Annotated in this window: 17 protein-coding genes; 14 read left to right on the forward strand and 3 right to left on the reverse strand. The window is 64.1% G+C overall.

The features are described 5' to 3' along the window. Positions 1-16 precede the first annotated feature (16 nt). The 3 genes from L6637_RS20035 (at position 17) to trmB (ending at position 2,380) form a co-directional block, all read left to right on the forward strand. On the forward strand, positions 17-430 hold the full coding sequence (locus L6637_RS20035; RefSeq protein ID WP_148773487.1) for a helix-turn-helix domain-containing protein: 414 nt from the start codon (positions 17-19) through the stop codon (positions 428-430). Positions 431-515: 85 nt separating this feature from the next. Beyond that, a complete protein-coding gene (locus L6637_RS20040) occupies positions 516-1,673 on the forward strand; it encodes a M20 family metallopeptidase (protein ID WP_237860617.1) in 1,158 nt (385 codons plus the stop codon). Further along, a complete protein-coding gene (gene trmB, locus L6637_RS20045; protein WP_237860620.1) occupies positions 1,670-2,380 on the forward strand; it encodes a tRNA (guanosine(46)-N7)-methyltransferase TrmB in 711 nt (236 codons plus the stop codon). The genes L6637_RS20040 and trmB overlap by 4 nt, the downstream gene beginning before the upstream one ends. On the opposite strand, the gene L6637_RS20050 is transcribed toward trmB, so the two are convergent. Further along, positions 2,377-3,459: a DUF2336 domain-containing protein gene (locus tag L6637_RS20050; RefSeq protein ID WP_237860623.1), complete on the reverse strand. Its 1,083-nt coding sequence runs from the start codon at positions 3,457-3,459 to the stop codon at positions 2,377-2,379. The genes trmB and L6637_RS20050 overlap by 4 nt on opposite strands. 383 nt (positions 3,460-3,842) lie before the next feature. Between L6637_RS20050 and rimP the strand changes: the two genes are divergently transcribed. The 8 genes from rimP (at position 3,843) to pnp (ending at position 14,215) form a co-directional block, all read left to right on the forward strand. Continuing rightward, positions 3,843-4,604: a ribosome maturation factor RimP gene (gene rimP / locus L6637_RS20055; RefSeq protein ID WP_237871814.1), complete on the forward strand. Its 762-nt coding sequence runs from the start codon at positions 3,843-3,845 to the stop codon at positions 4,602-4,604. Positions 4,605-4,606: 2 nt separating this feature from the next. Next, positions 4,607-6,217, forward strand: coding sequence for a transcription termination factor NusA (gene nusA, locus L6637_RS20060; RefSeq protein WP_128948735.1), 1,611 nt, complete (start codon positions 4,607-4,609; stop codon positions 6,215-6,217). 23 nt (positions 6,218-6,240) lie between these two features. Then, positions 6,241-6,924 carry an RNA-binding protein gene (locus L6637_RS20065; protein ID WP_237860628.1) on the forward strand — a complete coding sequence of 228 codons (684 nt, stop codon included), beginning with the start codon at positions 6,241-6,243 and terminating at the stop codon, positions 6,922-6,924. A gap of 70 nt (positions 6,925-6,994) precedes the next feature. Then, on the forward strand, positions 6,995-9,685 hold the full coding sequence (gene infB / locus L6637_RS20070) for a translation initiation factor IF-2 (protein WP_237860630.1): 2,691 nt from the start codon (positions 6,995-6,997) through the stop codon (positions 9,683-9,685). Positions 9,686-9,841: 156 nt separating this feature from the next. After that, the gene (gene rbfA / locus L6637_RS20075) at positions 9,842-10,297 is read left to right on the forward strand and encodes a 30S ribosome-binding factor RbfA (protein WP_237871816.1); all 456 of its coding nucleotides are present in this window, start codon (positions 9,842-9,844) and stop codon (positions 10,295-10,297) included. Continuing rightward, positions 10,294-11,409: a tRNA pseudouridine(55) synthase TruB gene (gene truB, locus L6637_RS20080; RefSeq protein ID WP_237860635.1), complete on the forward strand. Its 1,116-nt coding sequence runs from the start codon at positions 10,294-10,296 to the stop codon at positions 11,407-11,409. The genes rbfA and truB overlap by 4 nt, the downstream gene beginning before the upstream one ends. Before the next feature lie 2 nt (positions 11,410-11,411). Beyond that, positions 11,412-11,681: a 30S ribosomal protein S15 gene (gene rpsO / locus L6637_RS20085; protein WP_028133641.1), complete on the forward strand. Its 270-nt coding sequence runs from the start codon at positions 11,412-11,414 to the stop codon at positions 11,679-11,681. Between the two features lie 377 nt (positions 11,682-12,058). Further along, the gene (pnp, locus tag L6637_RS20090) at positions 12,059-14,215 is read left to right on the forward strand and encodes a polyribonucleotide nucleotidyltransferase (RefSeq protein ID WP_237860637.1); all 2,157 of its coding nucleotides are present in this window, start codon (positions 12,059-12,061) and stop codon (positions 14,213-14,215) included. Between the two features lie 80 nt (positions 14,216-14,295). Here pnp and katG read toward each other — a convergent pair whose 3' ends face one another. Further along, entirely contained in the window at positions 14,296-16,455 is a 2,160-nt protein-coding gene (gene katG / locus L6637_RS20095; protein ID WP_237860639.1) for a catalase/peroxidase HPI, read from the reverse strand. Positions 16,456-16,568: 113 nt separating this feature from the next. Here katG and L6637_RS20100 point away from each other — a divergent pair, with 113 nt between their 5' ends. From L6637_RS20100 to L6637_RS20110, 3 genes are all read left to right on the forward strand, one after another. Further along, the gene (locus tag L6637_RS20100; RefSeq protein WP_237860641.1) at positions 16,569-17,495 is read left to right on the forward strand and encodes a hydrogen peroxide-inducible genes activator; all 927 of its coding nucleotides are present in this window, start codon (positions 16,569-16,571) and stop codon (positions 17,493-17,495) included. 76 nt (positions 17,496-17,571) lie between these two features. Next, positions 17,572-18,036, forward strand: a complete 465-nt coding sequence (locus tag L6637_RS20105) for a GNAT family N-acetyltransferase (RefSeq protein WP_237860643.1) — start codon at positions 17,572-17,574, stop codon at positions 18,034-18,036. Then, the gene (locus tag L6637_RS20110; protein ID WP_237860645.1) at positions 18,033-18,629 is read left to right on the forward strand and encodes a glutathione S-transferase family protein; all 597 of its coding nucleotides are present in this window, start codon (positions 18,033-18,035) and stop codon (positions 18,627-18,629) included. The genes L6637_RS20105 and L6637_RS20110 overlap by 4 nt, the downstream gene beginning before the upstream one ends. On the opposite strand, the gene fabI is transcribed toward L6637_RS20110, so the two are convergent. Beyond that, positions 18,626-19,426, reverse strand: a complete 801-nt coding sequence (fabI, locus tag L6637_RS20115; RefSeq protein ID WP_237860647.1) for an enoyl-ACP reductase FabI — start codon at positions 19,424-19,426, stop codon at positions 18,626-18,628. The genes L6637_RS20110 and fabI overlap by 4 nt on opposite strands. Positions 19,427-19,505: the final 79 nt, after the last annotated feature.

The raw sequence follows: 19,505 nt of genomic DNA on the forward strand, positions 1-19,505 counted from the left end.
TTGGAGGGCTGAGGAAATGTCGAAAGCGCCCAACCCTGTTGACAAGTATGTCGGCAGTCGCGTGCGCATGCGCCGCATCATGTTGGGCATGAGTCAGGAAAAGCTCGGTGAAGCTTTGGGCCTGACTTTCCAGCAGATCCAGAAATACGAGAAGGGCACGAACCGGGTCGGCGCCAGCCGCATCCAGCAAATTGCAGAGATTCTGCAGGTGCCGGTGTCGTTCCTGTTCGAAGGCGGACCGAGCGGCGTAGCCGGCCCCAACGGCTTCGCCGAAGGCGCATCGCCCTCTTATGTCTCGGACTTCCTCGCGACATCAGAAGGGCTCGCCCTGACCAGGGCGTTCACCCGAATCACCGATTCGAAGCTGCGCCGTTCGATCGTCGATCTCGTCGAGCAGATCGCCGCCCGCGAAGGCCCGGACAAGCGCTGAGGCGCTTTTCATTCCGATTTGAGACTGCGCCAAATCTGGCCTATGTCGTCATTTGCGGACCGCACCTAGCGCTGCCTCCGCTCAAATGATGCGATTCGAAGGCACAGATACGTCCATGGCGAACTCCAATTCGTTCGATTCCCAAACTATCCTCGCTGGTATCCGCCGCTGGGTAGAAATCGAGACGCCGACGGAAGTACCTGAGCAGGTCAACAAGCTGACCTCGATGGTTGCCGATCATTATGGCGATCTGCCCGTCACGCTCGAGCGTGTCGCCGGCGTCGATGGCTGCGGTGATCATCTCGCGGTGCGTTCGACCTGGGGCCAGGACCGGCCCGGTATCCTGGTGCTCAGTCATCTCGACACCGTTCATCCCATGGGCTTCATCGCGCGGCTGCCGTTCAAGGTCGAAGGCGACAGCGCGTTCGGTCCTGGCATCTACGACATGAAGGGCGGCGCCTACATCGCCTATCACGCCTTTCGCGAGCTTTGCGCTGCACCCACCCGTCCGCCGCTCGGCATCACCCATCTGTTCACCTCCGACGAGGAGATCGGCAGCCCGACCTCGCGCGCCCTCATCGAGCAGGAAGGACGCAAGGCCAAATACGTGCTGGTGACGGAACCGGCGCGCGACGGCGGCAAGATCGTCACGGGACGCAAGGGCGTCGGACGCTTCCAGGTGTTCATCAAGGGCGTGCCCGCGCATGCCGGCTCGCGGCCCGAAGACGGTCGCAGCGCGGTGCGCGAGCTCGCCAACGTCATCCAGACGCTGGAGGGGATGACCGATCTGCAGCGCGGCGTCACCGTCAATGTCGGCGTGGTGCGCGGCGGCACGCGTCCCAACGTCACGCCGGAAGAGGCGTATGCCGAAGTTGATCTGCGCGTGCCGAGCGCCAACGACGCAGACGAATTCGTCGGCAAGATCCTCGGACTGACCTCGAAGACGGAAGGCGTGACCGTGACCGTCACCGGCGAGCTCAACCGTCCGCCCTACGAGAAAGGCAATGCCGGCGCCTCGCTGTACGAGCATGCCAAGACGCTCGCTGCCGAACTTGGCTTCGAGCTGATCGATACCCACACCGGCGGCGGCTCGGATGGCAATTTCACGGCGCCACACACCGGCACGCTCGACGGGCTCGGCGTCGACGGCAAGGGTGCGCACACCCATTATGAGCAGCTCTACGTCTCCTCGCTCGAGCCGCGCGCGCGCCTGCTCTATCGCCTGTACCAGACGCTGCGATGAGCGAACGCAAATCAGATCCCAATCACGCGGATGGCGAGCGCGCCTTCTTCGGACGGCGCAAGGGTCACAAGCTCAGGCAGCACCAGGCCGATCTCGTCGATCATCTGCTGCCGCATCTGTCGCTCGACATCACCGCGGAGAGACCGGCGAACGCTCACGAGATCTTCGATCCCGCGGCGGAGGATGTGCGGCTCGAGATCGGCTTCGGCGGCGGCGAGCATCTCGCCGCGGAAGCGCAGAACTTTCCGACGACCGGCTTCATCGGCTGCGAGCCTTACGTCAATGGCATGGCCAAGATCCTCGCGCAGATCGAAGCCGCCAACATCGGCAACATCCGCCTTTTCGCAGGCGATGCCGCCGAGCTGCTTGCCTGGCTGCCTGATGCCTCGCTGTCGCGGATCGATCTGATCCATCCCGATCCCTGGCCGAAGCGAAGGCACTGGAAGCGGCGCTTCGTGCAGGACAGGACCATCGCTGCAATGGCGCGCGTTCTCAAGGCAGGCGGTGAATTCCGCTTCGTCTGCGACATCGACGATTACTGCGCCTGGACGCTGTCGCATCTGTCGCGCGCGCCGGATTTCAAATGGCTCGCCGAGCGCGCCGATGACTTCCGTCAGCCCTGGGCCGGCTACACCATGACGCGCTATGGACGAAAAGCCGCGCGCGAGGGACGCAAGGCGGCGTATTTGCGATTTCGCAGAAACTAGATCGTCTGTCGGTTGCGCCAGAAATTCACGACGCGCTCGGCGGTCGACGGCATCAGGCGGGTGAAATTCATCCGCGCCTGCTCGAGATCGGCATCACCAGGCGTGCGATGCGGACCGTACCACATCAGGATCAGCGCGCGCACCGTCGGCCAGCCCAAATTCAGCACGCGGCCGACGACCAGAATCGGATCGTAACGGTCGCCCGAGATCAAGCGATCGAGCACCGACAGCCTGACGCCTGACATGGCCGAGAGCGTGGCGACCGATTCCTCGTATTTATGTGCCTTGGCGAAACCGAGCAGCGCGCTCTCGCCGAGATGGCCGCCGCGATGCAGACCGAGCACGGTGCGTTGCGCGGCGGAGAAGTCGCGCCGCGGCCCCGGCGGCAGCGAGGCTTCCTCGATCGCGGCTATCGCGCGCTTGATCTCGACCTGACGCGCCGGATTGACCACAGTGGACAGGCGGCGCCTGATGACATCGAGCGTGCCGTCCAGAAGCTCCTTGAGATGCTCGCCCGAGAGATCCTCGCGCTGGCCGATCTTGAGCGTCAGCACGCCGTCCTGGCTCGCGCGCTTGATCAGCTCCGAATAGCCGCCCGGCGAGAAATGCGCGCCGGCATTGCCCGCGGCGCGGCGCACCACGTCGCGATCGCCGCGCTCGACCATCACGTCGGTGATCTCGGTCGACAAAGTCGGCCGCTCCGTCATCGCCAGCAGATGGCCCTGGCCTTTCAGCCGCGCGATCTCGAGGAGAGCGGCTTCATCGAGCACGGGCGAGCGACGCAGCACAGGGGCCGCGACCATGATCTCGTTTTCGCGGGCAAGCTGGCCGACCAGATGAGGCGGCGCATTGTCCAACCGCGAGAAGCGCTCGGCGAGATCGACCCGCGCGGCAAGCTCGGCATGCGGGACGAGATCGATCAGGAGATTGTCGAAGAGGTCGACGAGCTCGGGACGAAGATTTGAAGCGTCCTGGAAAAAGAGCGCGGCAATGGCGCTCGCGATCTCGCCACGACGCCGGGGATCGCCGCGTTTGACGATATCGTCCAGTCCGGGAATGAGCGACGTGGCAACGGTCATGAAACGCAACTCGAATCTGGCACGCCGTGGGCGCGCCATGGCTCAAGCCGCTCCACAATCGGGGAATTTAGACCCCCTTCGTGAAAGAAGCGTTGCTCCCCGGGGCGCCTGTCGGCGCTCCCGGGGGGGCGCCGGCCAGAGGCGCAAAAAGCCCGCATCCGCCTGCGATGGGCCTTGTCCGGGCCGGAGGAAAGGGCTATATCACCGCCAATTCATCTTCTCATACGATCCGCGTAGTGAGAGTGGGCCCGAAAGGACCCGCTCTTTTTTATTACCTGAACGCGGCTCGGCGGAAGATTGCGGCCCGACGCTGTCGGGAAAGTTCCGAAGCGGGCTTTGACCTCTTAGCCAAGCGTTAACCATCGAGCGCCTTGACCCCTGATATGACCGAACCGACCACTGGTTCCACCGACGCCGAGTTGCTGGCCGAGCCGAGGCTCGTGGTCGAGCCGGGCGTGGCAGCACGAGTGTCCGCGGTCGCAGGTCCCGTGCTCGAGGGCATGGGCTACCGCTTGGTGCGGATCCGCATTTCGGGCGACGCCGGCTGCACCGTGCAGATCATGGCCGAGCGGCCCGATGGTTCGATGCAGCTCGAGGATTGCGAGGCGATCTCGCGGGCGCTATCGCCCGTGCTCGATGTCGCCGATCCCATCGACCGCGCCTATCGGCTGGAGATTTCCTCGCCGGGGATCGACCGTCCGCTGGTGCGCCGCTCCGATTTCGAGCGCTATTCCGGCCACCTGGTGAAGGTCGAGATGGCCGTCGCCCATGAAGGCCGCAAGCGGTTCCGTGGCACGCTCGGTGCCGTCGAAGGCGACCGCGTACACCTGCATCGCGACGACGCCAAGACCAGCGACGATGCCGACGTGCTGCTGACGATGGAAGATATCGGCGAGGCGCGGCTGGTGCTGACCGATGAGCTGATCGCCGAATCGATGCGCCGCGGCAAGGCCGAGGAGCGCCAGATGCGCAGGAATCTCGGCATCGAGCCGCCGCAGGCGCCGCACGCTGAGATCAGCGCGAAAACCACCAAGAACACCAAGCCGCAAAAGCAAAAGAAGCCGGCACCGACCAATACGAAGAAACATCGCCTTGCCGCCGAACGTGCGCGGCGTGGCGAGATCGAGCCTGACGAAGGAGACTAGCCATGGCAGTCAGCGCCAATCGACTTGAATTGCTCCAGATCGCAGACGCCGTCGCCCGTGAGAAATCGATCGACCGCGGCATCGTCATCGCGGCGATGGAAGATGCCATCGCCAAGGCCGCGCGCGCCCGTTACGGCAGCGAGACTGACGTTCACGCCGAGATCGACCCGAAGAAGGGCGAGCTGCGGCTGTCGCGCCACATGCTGGTGGTCGACAAGGTCGAAAACCATTCCAACCAGATTTCGCTGATCGACGCGCAGCGCGCCAATCCGGGCGCCCAGGTCGGCGACACCATCGCAGACACGCTGCCGCCGCTGGAATATGGCCGCATCGCCGCGCAGTCAGCCAAGCAGGTGATCGTGCAGAAGGTGCGCGAAGCCGAGCGCGACCGGCAATATCAGGAATTCAAGGACCGCATCGGCGACATCGTCAACGGCGTCGTCAAGCGCGTCGAATATGGCAGCGTGATCGTCGATCTCGGCCGCGGCGAAGCCATCATCCGCCGCGACGAGATGCTGCCGCGTGAAGTGTTCCGCAACGGCGACCGCGTCCGCGCCTACATCTTCGACGTCCGTCGCGAAACCCGCGGTCCGCAGATCTTCCTGTCCCGCACCCATCCGCAGTTCATGGCGAAGCTGTTCGCGCAGGAAGTGCCGGAAATCTATGACGGCATCGTCGAGATCAAGGCGGTGGCCCGCGATCCGGGCTCGCGCGCGAAAATCGGCGTGATTTCCCGCGATTCCTCGGTCGATCCGGTCGGCGCCTGCGTCGGTATGCGCGGCTCGCGCGTGCAGGCGGTGGTGAACGAATTGCAGGGCGAGAAGATCGACATCATTCCGTGGTCGCCCGACATCGCGACCTTCGTAGTCAACGCGCTGGCGCCGGCCGAAGTGTCCAAGGTCGTCATCGACGAAGACCGCGAGCGCATCGAGGTCGTGGTCCCCGACACCAACAACCAGCTCTCGCTGGCGATCGGCCGCCGCGGCCAGAACGTGCGCCTCGCCTCGCAGCTCACCGGCTGGGACATCGACATCCTGACCGAGCAGGAGGAATCGGAGCGCCGCCAGGCCGACTTCGAGAACTCCACCCGCGTCTTCATGGAATCGCTCAATGTCGACGAGGTGGTCGGCCAGCTGCTGGCGTCCGAAGGCTTCACCTCGGTCGAGGAACTCGCGATGGTGGACCTCAAGGAACTCGCCGGCATCGAGGGTTTCGACGAGGAGACCGCGCAGGAGCTCCAGAGCCGCGCCCGCGAATATCTCGATCAGCAGGAAGCCGAGATCGAAGCCCGCCGCAAGGAACTGGGCGTCGAGGACGCCGTGAAGGACGTGCCCGGCGTGACCTCGAAGATGCTGGTGAAGTTCGGCGAGAACGACATCAAGACGGTCGAGGACCTCGCCGGCTGCGCCACCGACGATCTGGTCGGCTGGACCGAGCGCAAGGAAGGCGGCGAGCAGACCAAGTTCGCCGGTGCGCTCGACGGCCTCGGTATCTCCCGCGACGATGCGGAAGCCATGATCATGCAGGCCCGCGTCAAGGCCGGCTGGATCACCGAGGCCGATCTCGCCAAGCCGGCCGAAGAGGCTGACGCGGCCGAAGATCAGCCGGCTTAAGGGCGAAGGAGAATGTCGCCCGGATGCTTGCCAGCACTGACAGCGAACTTGACCATGGACCGCGGGCCGAAAGGTCCGCGACCATGCGCATGTGCGCGGTCAGCCGCGAGGTCCGGCCGATCGACGAGCTGATCCGCTTCGTCGTGTCGCCCACCGGCGATATAGTTCCCGATCTCAAGCGCAAGCTGCCCGGGCGCGGCATGTGGGTGACCGCTTCGCGCGAGGTGGTTGCGGAAGCCGTGCGGCGTCACCAATTTAGCAAAGCCTTCAAGCGCGAGCTGCGCACTCCCCCGACGCTTCCCGCCGACATCGAGGCGCTCCTGGTCCGGAGCGTGGCCGAAGCCCTTGGAATTGCCGCCAAGGCGGGCCAGATCGTCGCCGGCTTCGGCAAGGTCGAGAGCGCCCTTAGGGAGGGCACGGTCGAGGTCCTGATCCACGCCAGCGACGGGGCCGCGGACGGAATCCGCAAATTGGACGTGCTGGCACGGCAAAATGCCGGAAATCGCGGTAACAGGCCGCAGATTCCCGTCATCAGCGCCCTGAAATCGGTAGAATTGGATTTGGCACTTACCCGGTCAAATGTGATACATGCTGCCCTGCTCGCGGGCCCGGCGAGCAAGTCATTCCTGTCACGTAGCCAGATGCTGGTCCGATACCGGATGGCGGACGCTGACAAGACTGCCGAAAAGCCCGGCCAGGATTTCTGAGAGACACGACGACCCGATAGGATGGTGCGGAAACGCACAACACTGAATAAATCAGGATTAGGACTGCTGAATGGTTGATACCAAGACCCCTGACGACAAGAAGCTGAGCGTTCCGAGCAAGACGCTATCGCTCAAGCCGCGCGTCGAAACGGGCACTGTGCGCCAGAGCTTCAGCCATGGCCGCAGCAAGCAGGTCGTGGTCGAGAAGCGCGGCAAGCGCCGTATCGACGGCACCCCTGAGCCGCAGGCCCCGACGGTTGTTGCAAAGCCGGCGCCGGCTGCGCCCACGCCCGCCCCGTCACGCCCGGCGCCGCCGCGCAACTCTGGCTCCGGCGTCGTGCTCCGCACGTTGACCGAGGACGAACGCTCCGCTCGCGCCAGCGCGCTCGCCGACGCCAAGGTTCGCGAAGTCGAAGAGCGCCGCCAGGCCGAGGAAGAGGCCCAGCGCCGCGCCGTCCGCGAGGCCGCCGAGCGCGCCGAGCGCGAAGCCGCCGAATCCCGCCGCAAGGCCGAGGAAGAGCGTCATCGTCACGAGGACGAAGCCAAGCGCAAGGCCGAGACCGAAGCCAAGAAGCGTTTTGGCGAAGGCGAGCAGCCGGCAGCCGGCGCGCGTCCCGCCGCAGCAACTTCAGCCCCGGCGACCAGCGCGCCGCGCCCCGCGCCGACCGTGACGCGACCGGGAGCGACGACCACCGCTCGCCCGGCCGCCACCACAACCTCGCGGCCGGGCGGCCCCGTGGGTCGCGCTCCCGCCGTTGCTGCCGGACCGGACGAGGACGATGGTCCGCGTCAGATCCGTCGCGGCCCCGGTGGCGCCGCGCGTCCTGTGGTCGCGCCCAAACCCACCCATAAGCCTGGCCCGCAGAAAGAGCGCGGCCGCCTGACCGTCGTCACCGCGCTCAATGCCGACGAAGTGCGCGAGCGTTCGATCGCCTCGTTCCGCCGCCGCACCCAGCGCCTGAAGGGCCACGTCTCGAATGAGCCGAAGGAAAAGCTGATCCGCGAAGTGATCATTCCGGAAGCGATCACCATCCAGGAGCTCGCCAACCGCATGGCCGAGCGCGCGGTCGACGTCATTCGCATGCTTATGAAGCAGGGCGCGATGCACAAGATCACCGACGTGATCGACGCCGACACCGCGCAGCTGATCGCGGAAGAGCTCGGCCACACCGTCAAGCGCGTTGCCGCGTCGGACGTTGAAGAGGGCCTGTTCGACCAGGTCGACGATTCCACCGACACCGAGACGCGCTCGCCTGTGGTGACCGTGATGGGTCACGTCGACCACGGCAAGACCTCGCTGCTCGACGCGCTTCGTCATGCCAACGTGGTCTCCGGCGAAGCCGGCGGCATCACCCAGCATATCGGCGCCTACCAGGTTCTCTCGCCCGAGAGCGGCAAGAAGATCACCTTCATCGACACGCCGGGCCACGCCGCGTTCACCGCGATGCGCGCCCGCGGTGCCAAGGTCACCGACATCGTCGTTCTGGTGGTCGCGGCCGATGACGGCGTGATGCCGCAGACGGTCGAAGCCATCAATCACGCCAAGGCGGCACGCGTGCCGATCATCGTTGCCATCAACAAGATCGACAAGCCCGACGCCAAGCCGGAGCGCGTCCGCACCGAGCTGCTTCAGCACGAGGTGCAGGTGGAATCGTTCGGCGGTGAAGTCGTCGACGTCGAAGTGTCCGCCAAGAACAAGACCAATCTCGACAAGCTGCTCGAGATGATCGCGCTCCAGGCCGACATCCTCGACCTCAAGACCAATTCGGAGCGTCCGGCCGAAGGCACCGTGATCGAAGCCAAGCTCGATCGCGGCCGAGGTCCGGTCGCGACCGTGCTGGTCCAGCGCGGCACGCTGCGTGTCGGTGACATCATCGTTGCCGGCGCCGAAATGGGCCGTGTCCGCGCGCTGATCTCGGATCAGGGCGAGACGGTGCAGGAAGCCGGTCCGTCGGTACCGGTCGAGGTGCTCGGCTTCAATGGTCCGCCGGAAGCCGGCGATCGTCTCGCGGTGGTCGAGAACGAAGCCCGCGCCCGTCAGGTCACCAGCTACCGCGCGCACCAGAAGCGTGAGAACGCGGCTGCCTCGATCTCAGGCATGCGCGGCTCGCTCGAGCAGATGATGTCGCAGTTGAAGACGGCGGGCCGCAAGGAATTCCCGCTGATCATCAAGGCCGACGTGCAGGGCTCGCTGGAAGCGATCCTCGGCTCGCTGGAGAAGCTCGGCACCGACGAAGTCGCCGCTCGCATCCTGCATGCCGGCGTCGGCGGCATCTCTGAATCCGACGTGACGCTCGCGGAAGGTTTTAACGCCGCGATCATCGGCTTCTCGGTTCGTGCGAACAAGGAAGCTGCTGCCGCCGCCAAGCGCAACGGCATCGAGATCCGCTACTACAACATCATCTACGACCTCGTGGACGACGTGAAGAAGGCGATGAGCGGCCTGCTCGCGCCGACCTTGCGCGAAACCATGCTGGGCAATGCCTCGATCCTGGAGATCTTCAACATCTCCAAGGTCGGCAAGGTTGCCGGCTGCCGCGTCACCGACGGCACCGTGGAACGCGGCGCCAATGTGCGCCTGATCCGCGACAACGTCGTCGTGCACGAAGGCAAGCTGTCGACGCTGAAGCGCTTCAAGGACGAAGTGAAGGAAGTCCAGGCCGGTCAGGAATGCGGCATGGCCTTCGAGAACTATCACGACATGCGTGCGGGTGACGTGATCGAGTGTTACCGCGTGGAGACGATCCAGCGCTCCCTGTAAGTCCAAATCTTACCGAAGCGCCCGGATCTTTTTGAGCTGAAATTGCGGGAGTGCGATGGCCGGATTTTTTCCGGCCATCCACGCTCCATTCGTTTCAACAGGACAAATGACAATGCTCGTGTCCCAAACGCGGGCACGATGAGGTGATTTTCGACCATGCCGCGCCATCATCAGAAAAAGAGTTCCGCGCCCGGCGGCTCGCAGCGCCAGCTGCGCGTCGGCGAGCAGGTTCGCCACGCGATAGCCGATATTCTGGCGCAAGGCAGTGTGCATGATGCGGATCTCGAAGGTCACATCATCACCGTGCCGGAGGTGCGGATGTCTCCCGATCTGAAGCTCGCGACAATCTACGTGATGCCGCTTGGTGGACGCGATACCGAGCTCGTCATCACTGCGCTCGATCGCAACAAGAAATTCCTGCGCGGCGAAGTCGCGCGGCGCGTTAACCTGAAATTTGCACCTGACCTTCGCTTTCGCGTCGACGAACGATTCGACGAAGCGGAACGGATCGAGAAGCTTTTGCGAACACCTGCGGTGCAGAAGGACTTGGACAAGGATCTGGACAAGGATCTGGAACAGAATCCGGATTCGGATCGGGAAGAAGAACAATGATCATGGACCCCGCACACGGCACGATCGCCAGCGAAGAGCCCGATACGCGCGACGTGCAGAATAATTTTGCTGATGTCGGCGGCAACGCCCAACCGCATCAGGAGGCGCGTCGCGTCAACAACGATCCGCGCGCGAACAAGCAGAAGGGCAATCAGGTGCGCCGCGATCGGCGCGACGTGCACGGCTGGGTCGTGCTCGACAAGCCGATCGGCATGACCTCGACGCAAGCTGTTGCCGTGCTCAAGCGCCTATTCAATGCCAAGCGCGCCGGCCACGCCGGCACGCTCGATCCGCTCGCCTCCGGCGGCCTGCCCATTGCACTTGGAGAGGCCACCAAGACGGTTCCCTTCGTCATGGACGGCCGCAAGCGCTACCGCTTCACCGTGTGCTGGGGTGAGGAGCGCGACACCGACGACATCGAGGGACAGGTCACTGCAACGTCGGACCAGCGCCCGACCCGTGAGGCCATCCTGGCCCTGCTGCCGCGATTCACCGGGGTGATCGAGCAGGTTCCGCCGCGCTATTCCGCGATCAAGGTCCAGGGCGAGCGCGCCTATGACCTCGCCCGCGACGGCGAGGTCGTGGAACTGGCGCCCCGCCCGGTCGAGATTCATCATTTAACCCTTGTAGATCAACCGGATAACGACCGGGCTGTGTTCGAGGCCGAGTGCGGCAAGGGAACCTATGTCCGGGCGCTCGCCCGCGATATGGGCCGGATTCTCGGCACTTACGGCCATATTTGCGCGCTTCGGCGGACCCTGGTCGGCCCATTCAGCGAAAATGACATGATTCCGCTGGATCAGCTGGAGGCTTTGTGCGATAGAGCCGCGTCCGGCGAGGGAAGCCTCGCCGACGCGCTGATGCCCGTTGAGACCGCGCTGGACGACATCCCGGCACTGGCCGTCACTCGGGCTGATGCGGCAAGGCTCCATCGGGGCCAAGCCGTTTTGTTGCGCGGACGGGATGCGCCCACAAGTAGCGGCACAGTCTATGTCACGGTGGCAGGCCGTCTTTTGGCGCTTGCTGAAGTTGGCAATGGCGAAGTCATCCCCAAGCGTGTGTTCAACCTGACCGGCTTGACTGCCTCAACCGGTCGCAACGAGAGAAATTGACGATGTCGATTGCCGCAGAACGCAAAGCGGAAGTCATCAAGACGAATGCCACCAAGGCCGGTGATACCGGTTCGCCCGAGGTTCAGGTCGCGATCCTGTCGGAACGCATCAACAACCTGACCAGCCATTTCAAGACCCACGTGAAGGACAACCATTCGCGTCGTGGCCTCTTGAAGCTGGTTTCGACCCGCCGCTCGCTCCTCGACTATCTGAAGAAGAAGGACGAGGCGCGGTACAAGGCGCTGCTCGAGAAGCACAACATTCGTCGCTAAGAGTTCTTGCGCGCGCCACTGGCGCGCGTTTTAGCGTGGTTTCGAGCGAAAGCGCTTATTTCAGGGTTTTTGATCGAGGCTCACGCGTACCGTCCGGTGCGGGCCAATGGTGCTTCGCATCCGGGAGCACGATCAGCGAAGACCGCGATTCGGTGTTCGCAGTCGTGCCGACTGACAGTCCAGCAGCAATCCGGCGGCTGGGCGCAACGGGCAAGGTGCCCGTATGACCCGAAAGGATGGACGCCATCCGACATCCAAAGACCATGGCAGGATCGCAGGACGCTGATCACCCGCTCCGATCAGCGTCCTGCAATCTTGACATGGTTTTTGTTTTTCGAGCCGTCCCTTCTTTCGAGAACCCATGAAAGAAGACCTCTATGTTCAATAAGCATTCAGTCGAAATCGACTGGGGCGGACGCCCTCTCAAGCTCGAAACCGGCAAGATCGCACGCCAGGCCGACGGCGCTGTGCTCGCCACCTATGGCGAGACCGTGGTGCTCGCCACCGTCGTCGCGGCGAAGGCGCCGCGTGAAGGCGTCGACTTCCTGCCGCTGACCGTCGACTACCAGGAAAAGACCTACGCAGCTGGCCGCATTCCCGGCGGCTATTTCAAGCGCGAAGGTCGTCCGACCGAGAAGGAGACGCTGGTCTCCCGCCTGATCGACCGTCCGATCCGTCCGCTGTTCGTCGACGGCTGGCGCAACGAAACCCAGGTGATCGCCACCGTGCTGTCGCACGACATGGAGAACGATCCTGACATCGTCGCGCTCGTGGCCTCCTCCGCCGCGCTGACCCTGTCCGGCGCGCCCTTCAAGGGCCCGATCGGCGCCGCCCGCGTCGGCTTCGCCAATGACGAATTCATCCTCAACCCGACGCTCGACGAGATGGTCGACACCCAGCTCGACCTCGTCGTTGCCGGTACCGCCGACGCCGTGCTGATGGTGGAATCGGAGGCCAAGGAGCTGAACGAAGACATCATGCTCGGCGCCGTGATGTTCGGTCACCGCCACTTTCAGCCGGTCATCAACGCGATCATCGAACTCGCCGAGAAGGCCGCCAAGGAGCCGCGCGAAGTCACCGTCATCGACAACGCCGCGCTCGAGAAGGAAATGCTCGGCCTCGTCGAGGCGGAGCTGCGCACCGCCTACGCCATCCCGGTCAAGCAGGATCGCTACGCCGCGGTCGGCAAGGTCAAGGAAAAGGTGATCGCCCACTATTTCCCCGAAGGGCAGGAGCCAAAGTACGACAAGCTGCGCATCAGCGCCGTGTTCAAGGAGCTCGAAGCGAAGATCGTTCGCTGGAACATCCTCGACACCGGCAAGCGCATCGACGGCCGTGACAGCAAGACCGTGCGCAACATCATCGCCGAAGTCGGCGTGCTTCCGCGCGCGCACGGCTCGGCGCTGTTCACCCGCGGTGAGACCCAGGGCCTGGTCGTGACCACGCTCGGCACCGGCGAGGACGAGCAGTACATCGACGCGTTGTCGGGAACGTACAAAGAGACGTTCCTGCTGCACTACAACTTCCCTCCCTACTCGGTCGGTGAGACCGGTCGCCTCGGCGGCACCAAGCGCCGCGAGATCGGCCACGGCAAGCTGGCCTGGCGCGCGATCCACCCGGTGCTGCCGCCGCATCACGAGTTCCCGTACACGATCCGCGTGGTCTCCGAGATCACCGAGTCCAACGGCTCCTCGTCGATGGCTTCGGTCTGCGGCGCCTCGCTCGCGCTGATGGACGCTGGCGTGCCGTTGAAGCGGCCGACCGCGGGCATCGCGATGGGCCTGATCCTCGAAGACAAGCGCTATGCGGTTCTCTCCGACATCCTCGGCGACGAGGATCATCTCGGCGACATGGACTTCAAGGTGGCGGGTACCGAACAGGGTATCACCTCGCTCCAGATGGACATCAAGATCGAGGGCATCACCGAGGAGATCATGAAGGTCGCCCTCGGCCAGGCCAAGGAAGGTCGTATCCACATCCTCGGCGAGATGGCGAAGGCGCTCACCAACGCGCGCGCCGAACTCGGCGAATACGCGCCGCGCATCGAGACCTTCAAGATCGCCACCGACAAGATCCGCGAAGTGATCGGCACCGGCGGCAAGGTGATCCGCGAGATCGTCGAGAAGACCGGCGCCAAGGTCAACATCGAGGACGACGGCACCGTGAAGGTCGCCTCCTCCGATGGCGAAGCGATGAAGGCCGCGATCAAGTGGATCAAGTCGATCGCATCCGATCCGGAAGTTGGCCAGATCTATGACGGCACCGTCGTCAAGGTGATGGAGTTCGGCGCCTTCGTGAACTTCTTCGGTTCGAAGGACGGTCTCGTTCACATCAGCCAGCTCGCGGCCAACCGCGTGCAGAAGACCTCCGACGTCGTCAAGGAAGGCGACAAGGTCAAGGTCAAGCTGCTCGGCTTCGACGATCGCGGCAAGACCCGCCTCTCGATGAAGGTCGTCGACCAGACCACCGGCGAAGACCTCGAAGGCAAGGGCGGCGAGGGCGAGAAGGCCCCGCGCGAAGCGGCCGGCGAGTAATCGCTCCAAGTCAACGTCAGAAACACGAAGGGCGGCCTTTCGGCCGCCCTTTTTGTTTGTCGCTTGCTGTGTTGTTGGCGTCACGCCGCGATGTCGAACCGGTCGAGGTTCATCACCTTGGTCCAGGCCTTGGCGAAATCCTTCACGAACTGCTCCTTGGAGTCGGACGTGGCATAGACCTCGGCGTAGGCGCGGAGTTGCGAGTGCGCGCCGAAGATGAGATCGACGCGCGTGCCGCTCCACTTCACCGCATTGGTCTTGCGGTCGCGCCCTTCGTAGGTGCCGTCGGCCGCCGGCGTCCATTGCGTGCTCATGTCGAGCAGGTTGACGAAGAAGTCGTTCGTCAGCGTTCCCACCTTGGAGGTGAAGACGCCGTTCTTCGACCCGTTCGCATTGGCGCCGAGCACGCGCAGACCGCCGACGAGCGCCGTCATTTCAGGTCCAGTGAGCCGCAGAAGCTGCGCGCGGTCGACGAGCGCCTCCTCCTGTTGCATGAACTGCTGACGCTTGCCGATGAAGTTGCGGAAACCGTCGGCCCGCGGCTCCAGCGGAGCAAACGAAGCTACATCAGTCTGCTCCTGCGACGCGTCCATGCGGCCCGGCGTGAAACCGACCTTGACGTCAACGCCGGCATCCTTGGCGGCCTTCTCGACCGCAGCAGTGCCGCCGAGAACGATCAGGTCGGCAAGCGAGACCTTCTTCGCACCAACGCTGAACTCCTTCTGGATCGCTTCGAGCTTGCCGAGCACCTTGGAAAGCTGGGCCGGCTGGTTGACCTCCCAGTCCTTCTGCGGAGCAAGACGGATGCGCGCGCCATTGGCGCCGCCGCGCTTGTCCGAGCCGCGGAACGTCGAGGCCGAGGCCCAGGCAGTTGAGACCAGCTCGGAGACCGACAGACCCGAAGCCAGGATCTTGGACTTCAGCGCCGCGATGTCCTGATCAGACACCAGCTCGTGGTTCACGGCCGGGATCGGATCCTGCCAGATCAGCGTCTCCTTCGGCACCAGCGGGCCGAGGTAGCGCTGGATCGGCCCCATGTCGCGATGAGTCAGCTTGAACCAGGCGCGGGCGAAGGCGTCGGCGAACTGATCGGGATGCTCGAGGAAGCGCCGCGAGATCTTCTCATAGGCCGGATCCATGCGCAGCGAGAGGTCGGTCGTCAGCATTGTCGGCCGATGCTTCTTCGACTTGTCGAAGGCATCAGGAATGATCGCGTCAGCACCCTTGGCCGTCCACTGGTTCGCACCACCAGGGCTCTTCGTCAGCTCCCATTCGTACTTGAACAGGTTCTCGAAGAAGTTGTTGCTCCACTTCGTCGGCGTCGTGGTCCAGGTCACTTCGAGGCCGCTGGTGATGGAATCACCGGCGAGGCCCGAGGCGTGCTTGCTCTTCCAGCCGAGGCCCTGATCTTCCAGCGCGCCCGCTTCCGGCTCGGGACCAACCAGCGACGGATCGCCCGCGCCATGGGTCTTGCCGAAGGTGTGGCCGCCGGCGATCAGCGCGACGGTCTCTTCGTCGTTCATCGCCATCCGGAAGAAGGTCTCGCGGATGTCCTTGGCCGCGGCGACCGGATCCGGCTTGCCGTTCGGGCCTTCCGGATTGACGTAGATGAGACCCATCTGCACCGCGCCGAGCGGCTCGGCGAGCTGGCGTTCGCCGCTGTAACGCTCATCGCCCAGCCAGGTGCCTTCCGGACCCCAATAGAGCTCTTCCGGCTCCCAGACGTCGGCGCGACCACCGGCAAACCCGAACGTCTTGAAGCCCATCGACTCCAGCGCGACGTTGCCGGCGAGCACCATCAGATCGGCCCAGGAAATCTTGCGGCCGTATTTCTGCTTGATCGGCCAGAGCAGCCGGCGCGCCTTGTCGAGGTTGGCGTTGTCAGGCCAGGAGTTGAGCGGAGCGAAACGCTGCTGACCGGCACCGGCGCCGCCACGGCCATCGGTGATGCGATAGGTACCCGCGCTGTGCCAGGCCATGCGGATCATGAGACCGCCATAGTGGCCGAAATCGGCGGGCCACCATTCCTGCGAATCCGTCATCAAAACGGTGAGGTCCTTGATCACCGCGTTCAGGTCGAGCGTCTTGAATTCCTTGGCGTAGTCGAACGCCTCGCCCATCGGATCGGACAGGCTGGAATTCTTGTGCAGCATGTCGATGCTGAGATTGGTGGGCCACCAGTCGCGGTTCGCTGGCACGCGTTTGCCGCCCGAAAACGGGCACTTCGAAGTGTCGTCCATGAATACCTCCTCTGGTGGCGTCCGACTGCGCCATTGACCAGGTCAGACCACTGTAAGCGTCGCGAACGATCAGGGGAAGTTGACTTTAATGATCGCTGCGATAGGATTTTCTGATGATCAACCTGACGCTGCGCCAGCTGCGATATTTCGACGCATTGGCGCGCCACGGTCATTTCGGCCGCGCCGCGGAGTCCTGTTCCATCTCGCAGCCGGCGCTGTCGATGCAGATCAAGGAACTCGAGGAGGCGCTCGGCGGGCTGCTGCTGGAGCGCAGCGCCCGGCAGGTCGCGCTGACCCGGTTCGGCGAGGAGCTCGCACAGCGCGTTCGCGACATCCTGCGCTCGGTCGATGAGCTCGGCGATTTCGCCCGCGCCTCGCAGGACCGTTTTGCGGGTCGGTTGCGGATCGGCATGATCCCGACGATCGCGCCGTATCTCCTGCCCAAGATCACCAAGAACCTGACGCGCATGCATCCGGAACTCGACATCCGTGTGCGCGAGACGATGACGCCGCGGCTGATCCAGGAGCTGGTCGAAGGCCGGCTCGACACCGCGATCGTGGCCCTGCCGGTCTCCGAGCCCTCGCTCACCGAGGTCGCGCTGTTCGAGGAAAAATTCCTGCTGGTGCGGCCGGGCACGGATGCGGGCACTCCAGCGCCGTCGCGAGAGATGATGCGCGAGATGCGGCTGTTGCTGCTCGAGGAGGGCCATTGCTTCCGCGACCAGGCGCTGTCGTTCTGCAACATGCAGTCGGCGCCGCCGCGCGAGATGCTGGATGCGAATTCGCTGTCGACGCTGGTGCAGATGGTCAGCGCCGGCATCGGCGTCACCCTGATTCCGGAGATGGCGGTGTCAGTGGAGACGCGATCGGCGTCGGTCTCGCTGTCGCGCTTCCGCGACCCCGAGCCCTCACGCACCATCGGCATGGTCTGGCGTAAAACGAGCCCGCTGGCGCGGCAACTGCTGCAAATCTCCGAAGTGGTGTGCCTGTCCGCCGGCAAGGCACGCCCGCGGCAGGCCGCGCGCAGCCAGAAGGCCTGAGACCGGAATATTCCGAGACAGCCCATATCATTGTAATGACGTCCCCCGCGGCGGAGAGATCGAACCGAGAGCGCCAATGCCTGATCTAATCATCCGCCCCGCCCGTGCCGAGGAATATGACGAGATCGGCCGCGTCTGGATGGAGAGCTGGGTCTCGACCGGACTTGGCGAAGCGAGCGAATTCCTGCTGGCTAATTTGCGGGCGCGCATCCGGCGCGAGATCGAGAACGGCTGGAGCCTGTTCGTTGCCGACGACCATGGCACGATCGCCGCGATGCTCGCACTGCATCTGGCAAAGCTCTATCTCGACATGCTGTTCGTCGGACCCGCCTATCAGGGGCAATCGCTCGGCCGAAAGCTGCTCGCCTTCACGCGCACGCAAATGCCGGACGAGATGTATCTGCGTTGCGTCCGCGAGAACGAAAAGGCCTGGCGCTGGTACGAGCGCGAAGGCTTTGTGTTCGAGAAGGAGGAGATCGAGCCATCGAATGGGTTTATGATGAAGTATTATCGATGGAAGAAAACCGGAGGCCCGCCATGATCAGGCTCTATTGGTCGCCCCGCTCGCGTTCGTTCTCGACGCTCTGGCTGATGGAAGAGAGCGGGCTGCCCTATGAGCGCGTGCTGACCGACATTTCGACGGGCGCGCAGAAAGCGCCGGACTATCTGAAGATCAATCCGATGGGCAAGGTGCCGGCACTCAGCGACGGCGATGCCGCGCTCGGCGAAGCAGCTGCGATTTGCGCCTATATTGCCGACCGCTATCCGGAAACGAAGCTGGCGCCCGCGACCACCGACCCACGCCGCGCGCGCTATCTGCAATGGCTGTTCTTCTCGCCCAGCTGCATCGAGCCGGCGATCATCCAGATCTTCACCAAGATCGAGGTGCCGACCTCGACCGCCGCCTGGGGCAGCGCGACGCAGGTCTTCGACGTACTGGAAGCGGCGCTCGAAAAGGGGCCGTGGATTCTCGGCGAGGAATTTTCCGCCGCCGACATCACGATCGGCGCGGGGCTGAATTTCGCGGTGCGCCTGTTCAAGATGGTGCCGTCGCGCCCGGCCTTCGACGCCTACATCGCGCGCTGCATGGCGCGTCCGGCGTTTCAGCGCGCGGAGAAGATCGCGGCGGGTTAGCCTTCGGCCTTCAAATCATCCGGCCGCGGCATCAGCACGATGTTGTAGCCGGAATCGACATAGTGGATCTCGCCGGTCACACCGCCCGAGAGATCAGACAGCAGATACAGCGCCGAGCCGCCGAGCTCGTCGAGCGTGACGCCGCGGCGGAGCGGCGAATGCTTCTGCATGAAGGCGAACATCGCGCGCGCCTCGCCGATGCCGGAGCCGGCCAGCGTGCGGATGGGGCCGGCCGAGATCGCATTGACGCGGATACCGCGCGGCCCGAAGTCGGAGGCGAGATAGCGCACCGAGGCTTCCAGCGCCGCCTTGGCCACGCCCATCACATTGTAATTGGGCATCGAGCGCTCCGAGGCGCCGAAGGTCAGCGTGATCATGCTGCCGCCGTCCGTCATCAGCTCGGCCGCACGTTTTGCAACCTCCGTGAACGAGAAGCAGGAGATCACCATGGTGCGCGAAAAATTCTCGCGGCTGGTGTCGGCGTAGCGGCCCTTCAGCTCGTTCTTGTCGGCGAAGCCGATCGCGTGGATGACGAAATCGAGCTTGCCCCATTTTTCGCGAAGCACGGCGAAGGTCGCATCGACGCTGGCGATGTCCTCGACGTCGCAAGGCAGCACCAATTCCACGCCGAGCGATTCCGCCAGCGGCTTGACGCGTTTGCCGAGGGCTTCGCCCTGGAAGGTGAAGGCAAGCTCGGCGCCGTGGGCATGCAACGTCTTCGCCATGCCCCAGGCGATCGAATGATCATTGGCGATGCCCATGATCAGACCGCGCTTGCCTTTCATCAAACCTTCCATGGCCCGGCGGCTCCTTATCATTCCGACGTCATCGTCCGCGCAGGCGGGCGATCCAATATTCCAGAGACAGCAATTATGG

The organism is Bradyrhizobium zhengyangense (assembly GCF_022012435.1).
Taxonomy (GTDB): domain Bacteria; phylum Pseudomonadota; class Alphaproteobacteria; order Rhizobiales; family Xanthobacteraceae; genus Bradyrhizobium; species Bradyrhizobium zhengyangense.

Excerpts from the sequence above, each read along its gene's own strand:
- trmB (WP_237860620.1), top strand. The coding sequence starts at position 1,670 with ATGAGCGAACGCAAATCAGATCCCAATCACGCGGATGGCGAGCGCGCC.
- fabI (WP_237860647.1), bottom strand. The coding sequence starts at position 19,426 with ATGGAAGGTTTGATGAAAGGCAAGCGCGGTCTGATCATGGGCATCGCC.
- nusA (WP_128948735.1), top strand. The coding sequence starts at position 4,607 with ATGGCAGTCAGCGCCAATCGACTTGAATTGCTCCAGATCGCAGACGCC.
- infB (WP_237860630.1), top strand. The coding sequence starts at position 6,995 with ATGGTTGATACCAAGACCCCTGACGACAAGAAGCTGAGCGTTCCGAGC.
- L6637_RS20040 (WP_237860617.1), top strand. The coding sequence starts at position 516 with ATGATGCGATTCGAAGGCACAGATACGTCCATGGCGAACTCCAATTCG.
- L6637_RS20110 (WP_237860645.1), top strand. The coding sequence starts at position 18,033 with ATGATCAGGCTCTATTGGTCGCCCCGCTCGCGTTCGTTCTCGACGCTC.
- pnp (WP_237860637.1), top strand. The coding sequence starts at position 12,059 with ATGTTCAATAAGCATTCAGTCGAAATCGACTGGGGCGGACGCCCTCTC.
- truB (WP_237860635.1), top strand. The coding sequence starts at position 10,294 with ATGATCATGGACCCCGCACACGGCACGATCGCCAGCGAAGAGCCCGAT.
- L6637_RS20035 (WP_148773487.1), top strand. The coding sequence starts at position 17 with ATGTCGAAAGCGCCCAACCCTGTTGACAAGTATGTCGGCAGTCGCGTG.
- L6637_RS20100 (WP_237860641.1), top strand. The coding sequence starts at position 16,569 with ATGATCAACCTGACGCTGCGCCAGCTGCGATATTTCGACGCATTGGCG.
- L6637_RS20050 (WP_237860623.1), bottom strand. The coding sequence starts at position 3,459 with ATGACCGTTGCCACGTCGCTCATTCCCGGACTGGACGATATCGTCAAA.
- rpsO (WP_028133641.1), top strand. The coding sequence starts at position 11,412 with ATGTCGATTGCCGCAGAACGCAAAGCGGAAGTCATCAAGACGAATGCC.
- L6637_RS20065 (WP_237860628.1), top strand. The coding sequence starts at position 6,241 with ATGCTTGCCAGCACTGACAGCGAACTTGACCATGGACCGCGGGCCGAA.
- L6637_RS20105 (WP_237860643.1), top strand. The coding sequence starts at position 17,572 with ATGCCTGATCTAATCATCCGCCCCGCCCGTGCCGAGGAATATGACGAG.
- rbfA (WP_237871816.1), top strand. The coding sequence starts at position 9,842 with ATGCCGCGCCATCATCAGAAAAAGAGTTCCGCGCCCGGCGGCTCGCAG.
- katG (WP_237860639.1), bottom strand. The coding sequence starts at position 16,455 with ATGGACGACACTTCGAAGTGCCCGTTTTCGGGCGGCAAACGCGTGCCA.
- rimP (WP_237871814.1), top strand. The coding sequence starts at position 3,843 with ATGACCGAACCGACCACTGGTTCCACCGACGCCGAGTTGCTGGCCGAG.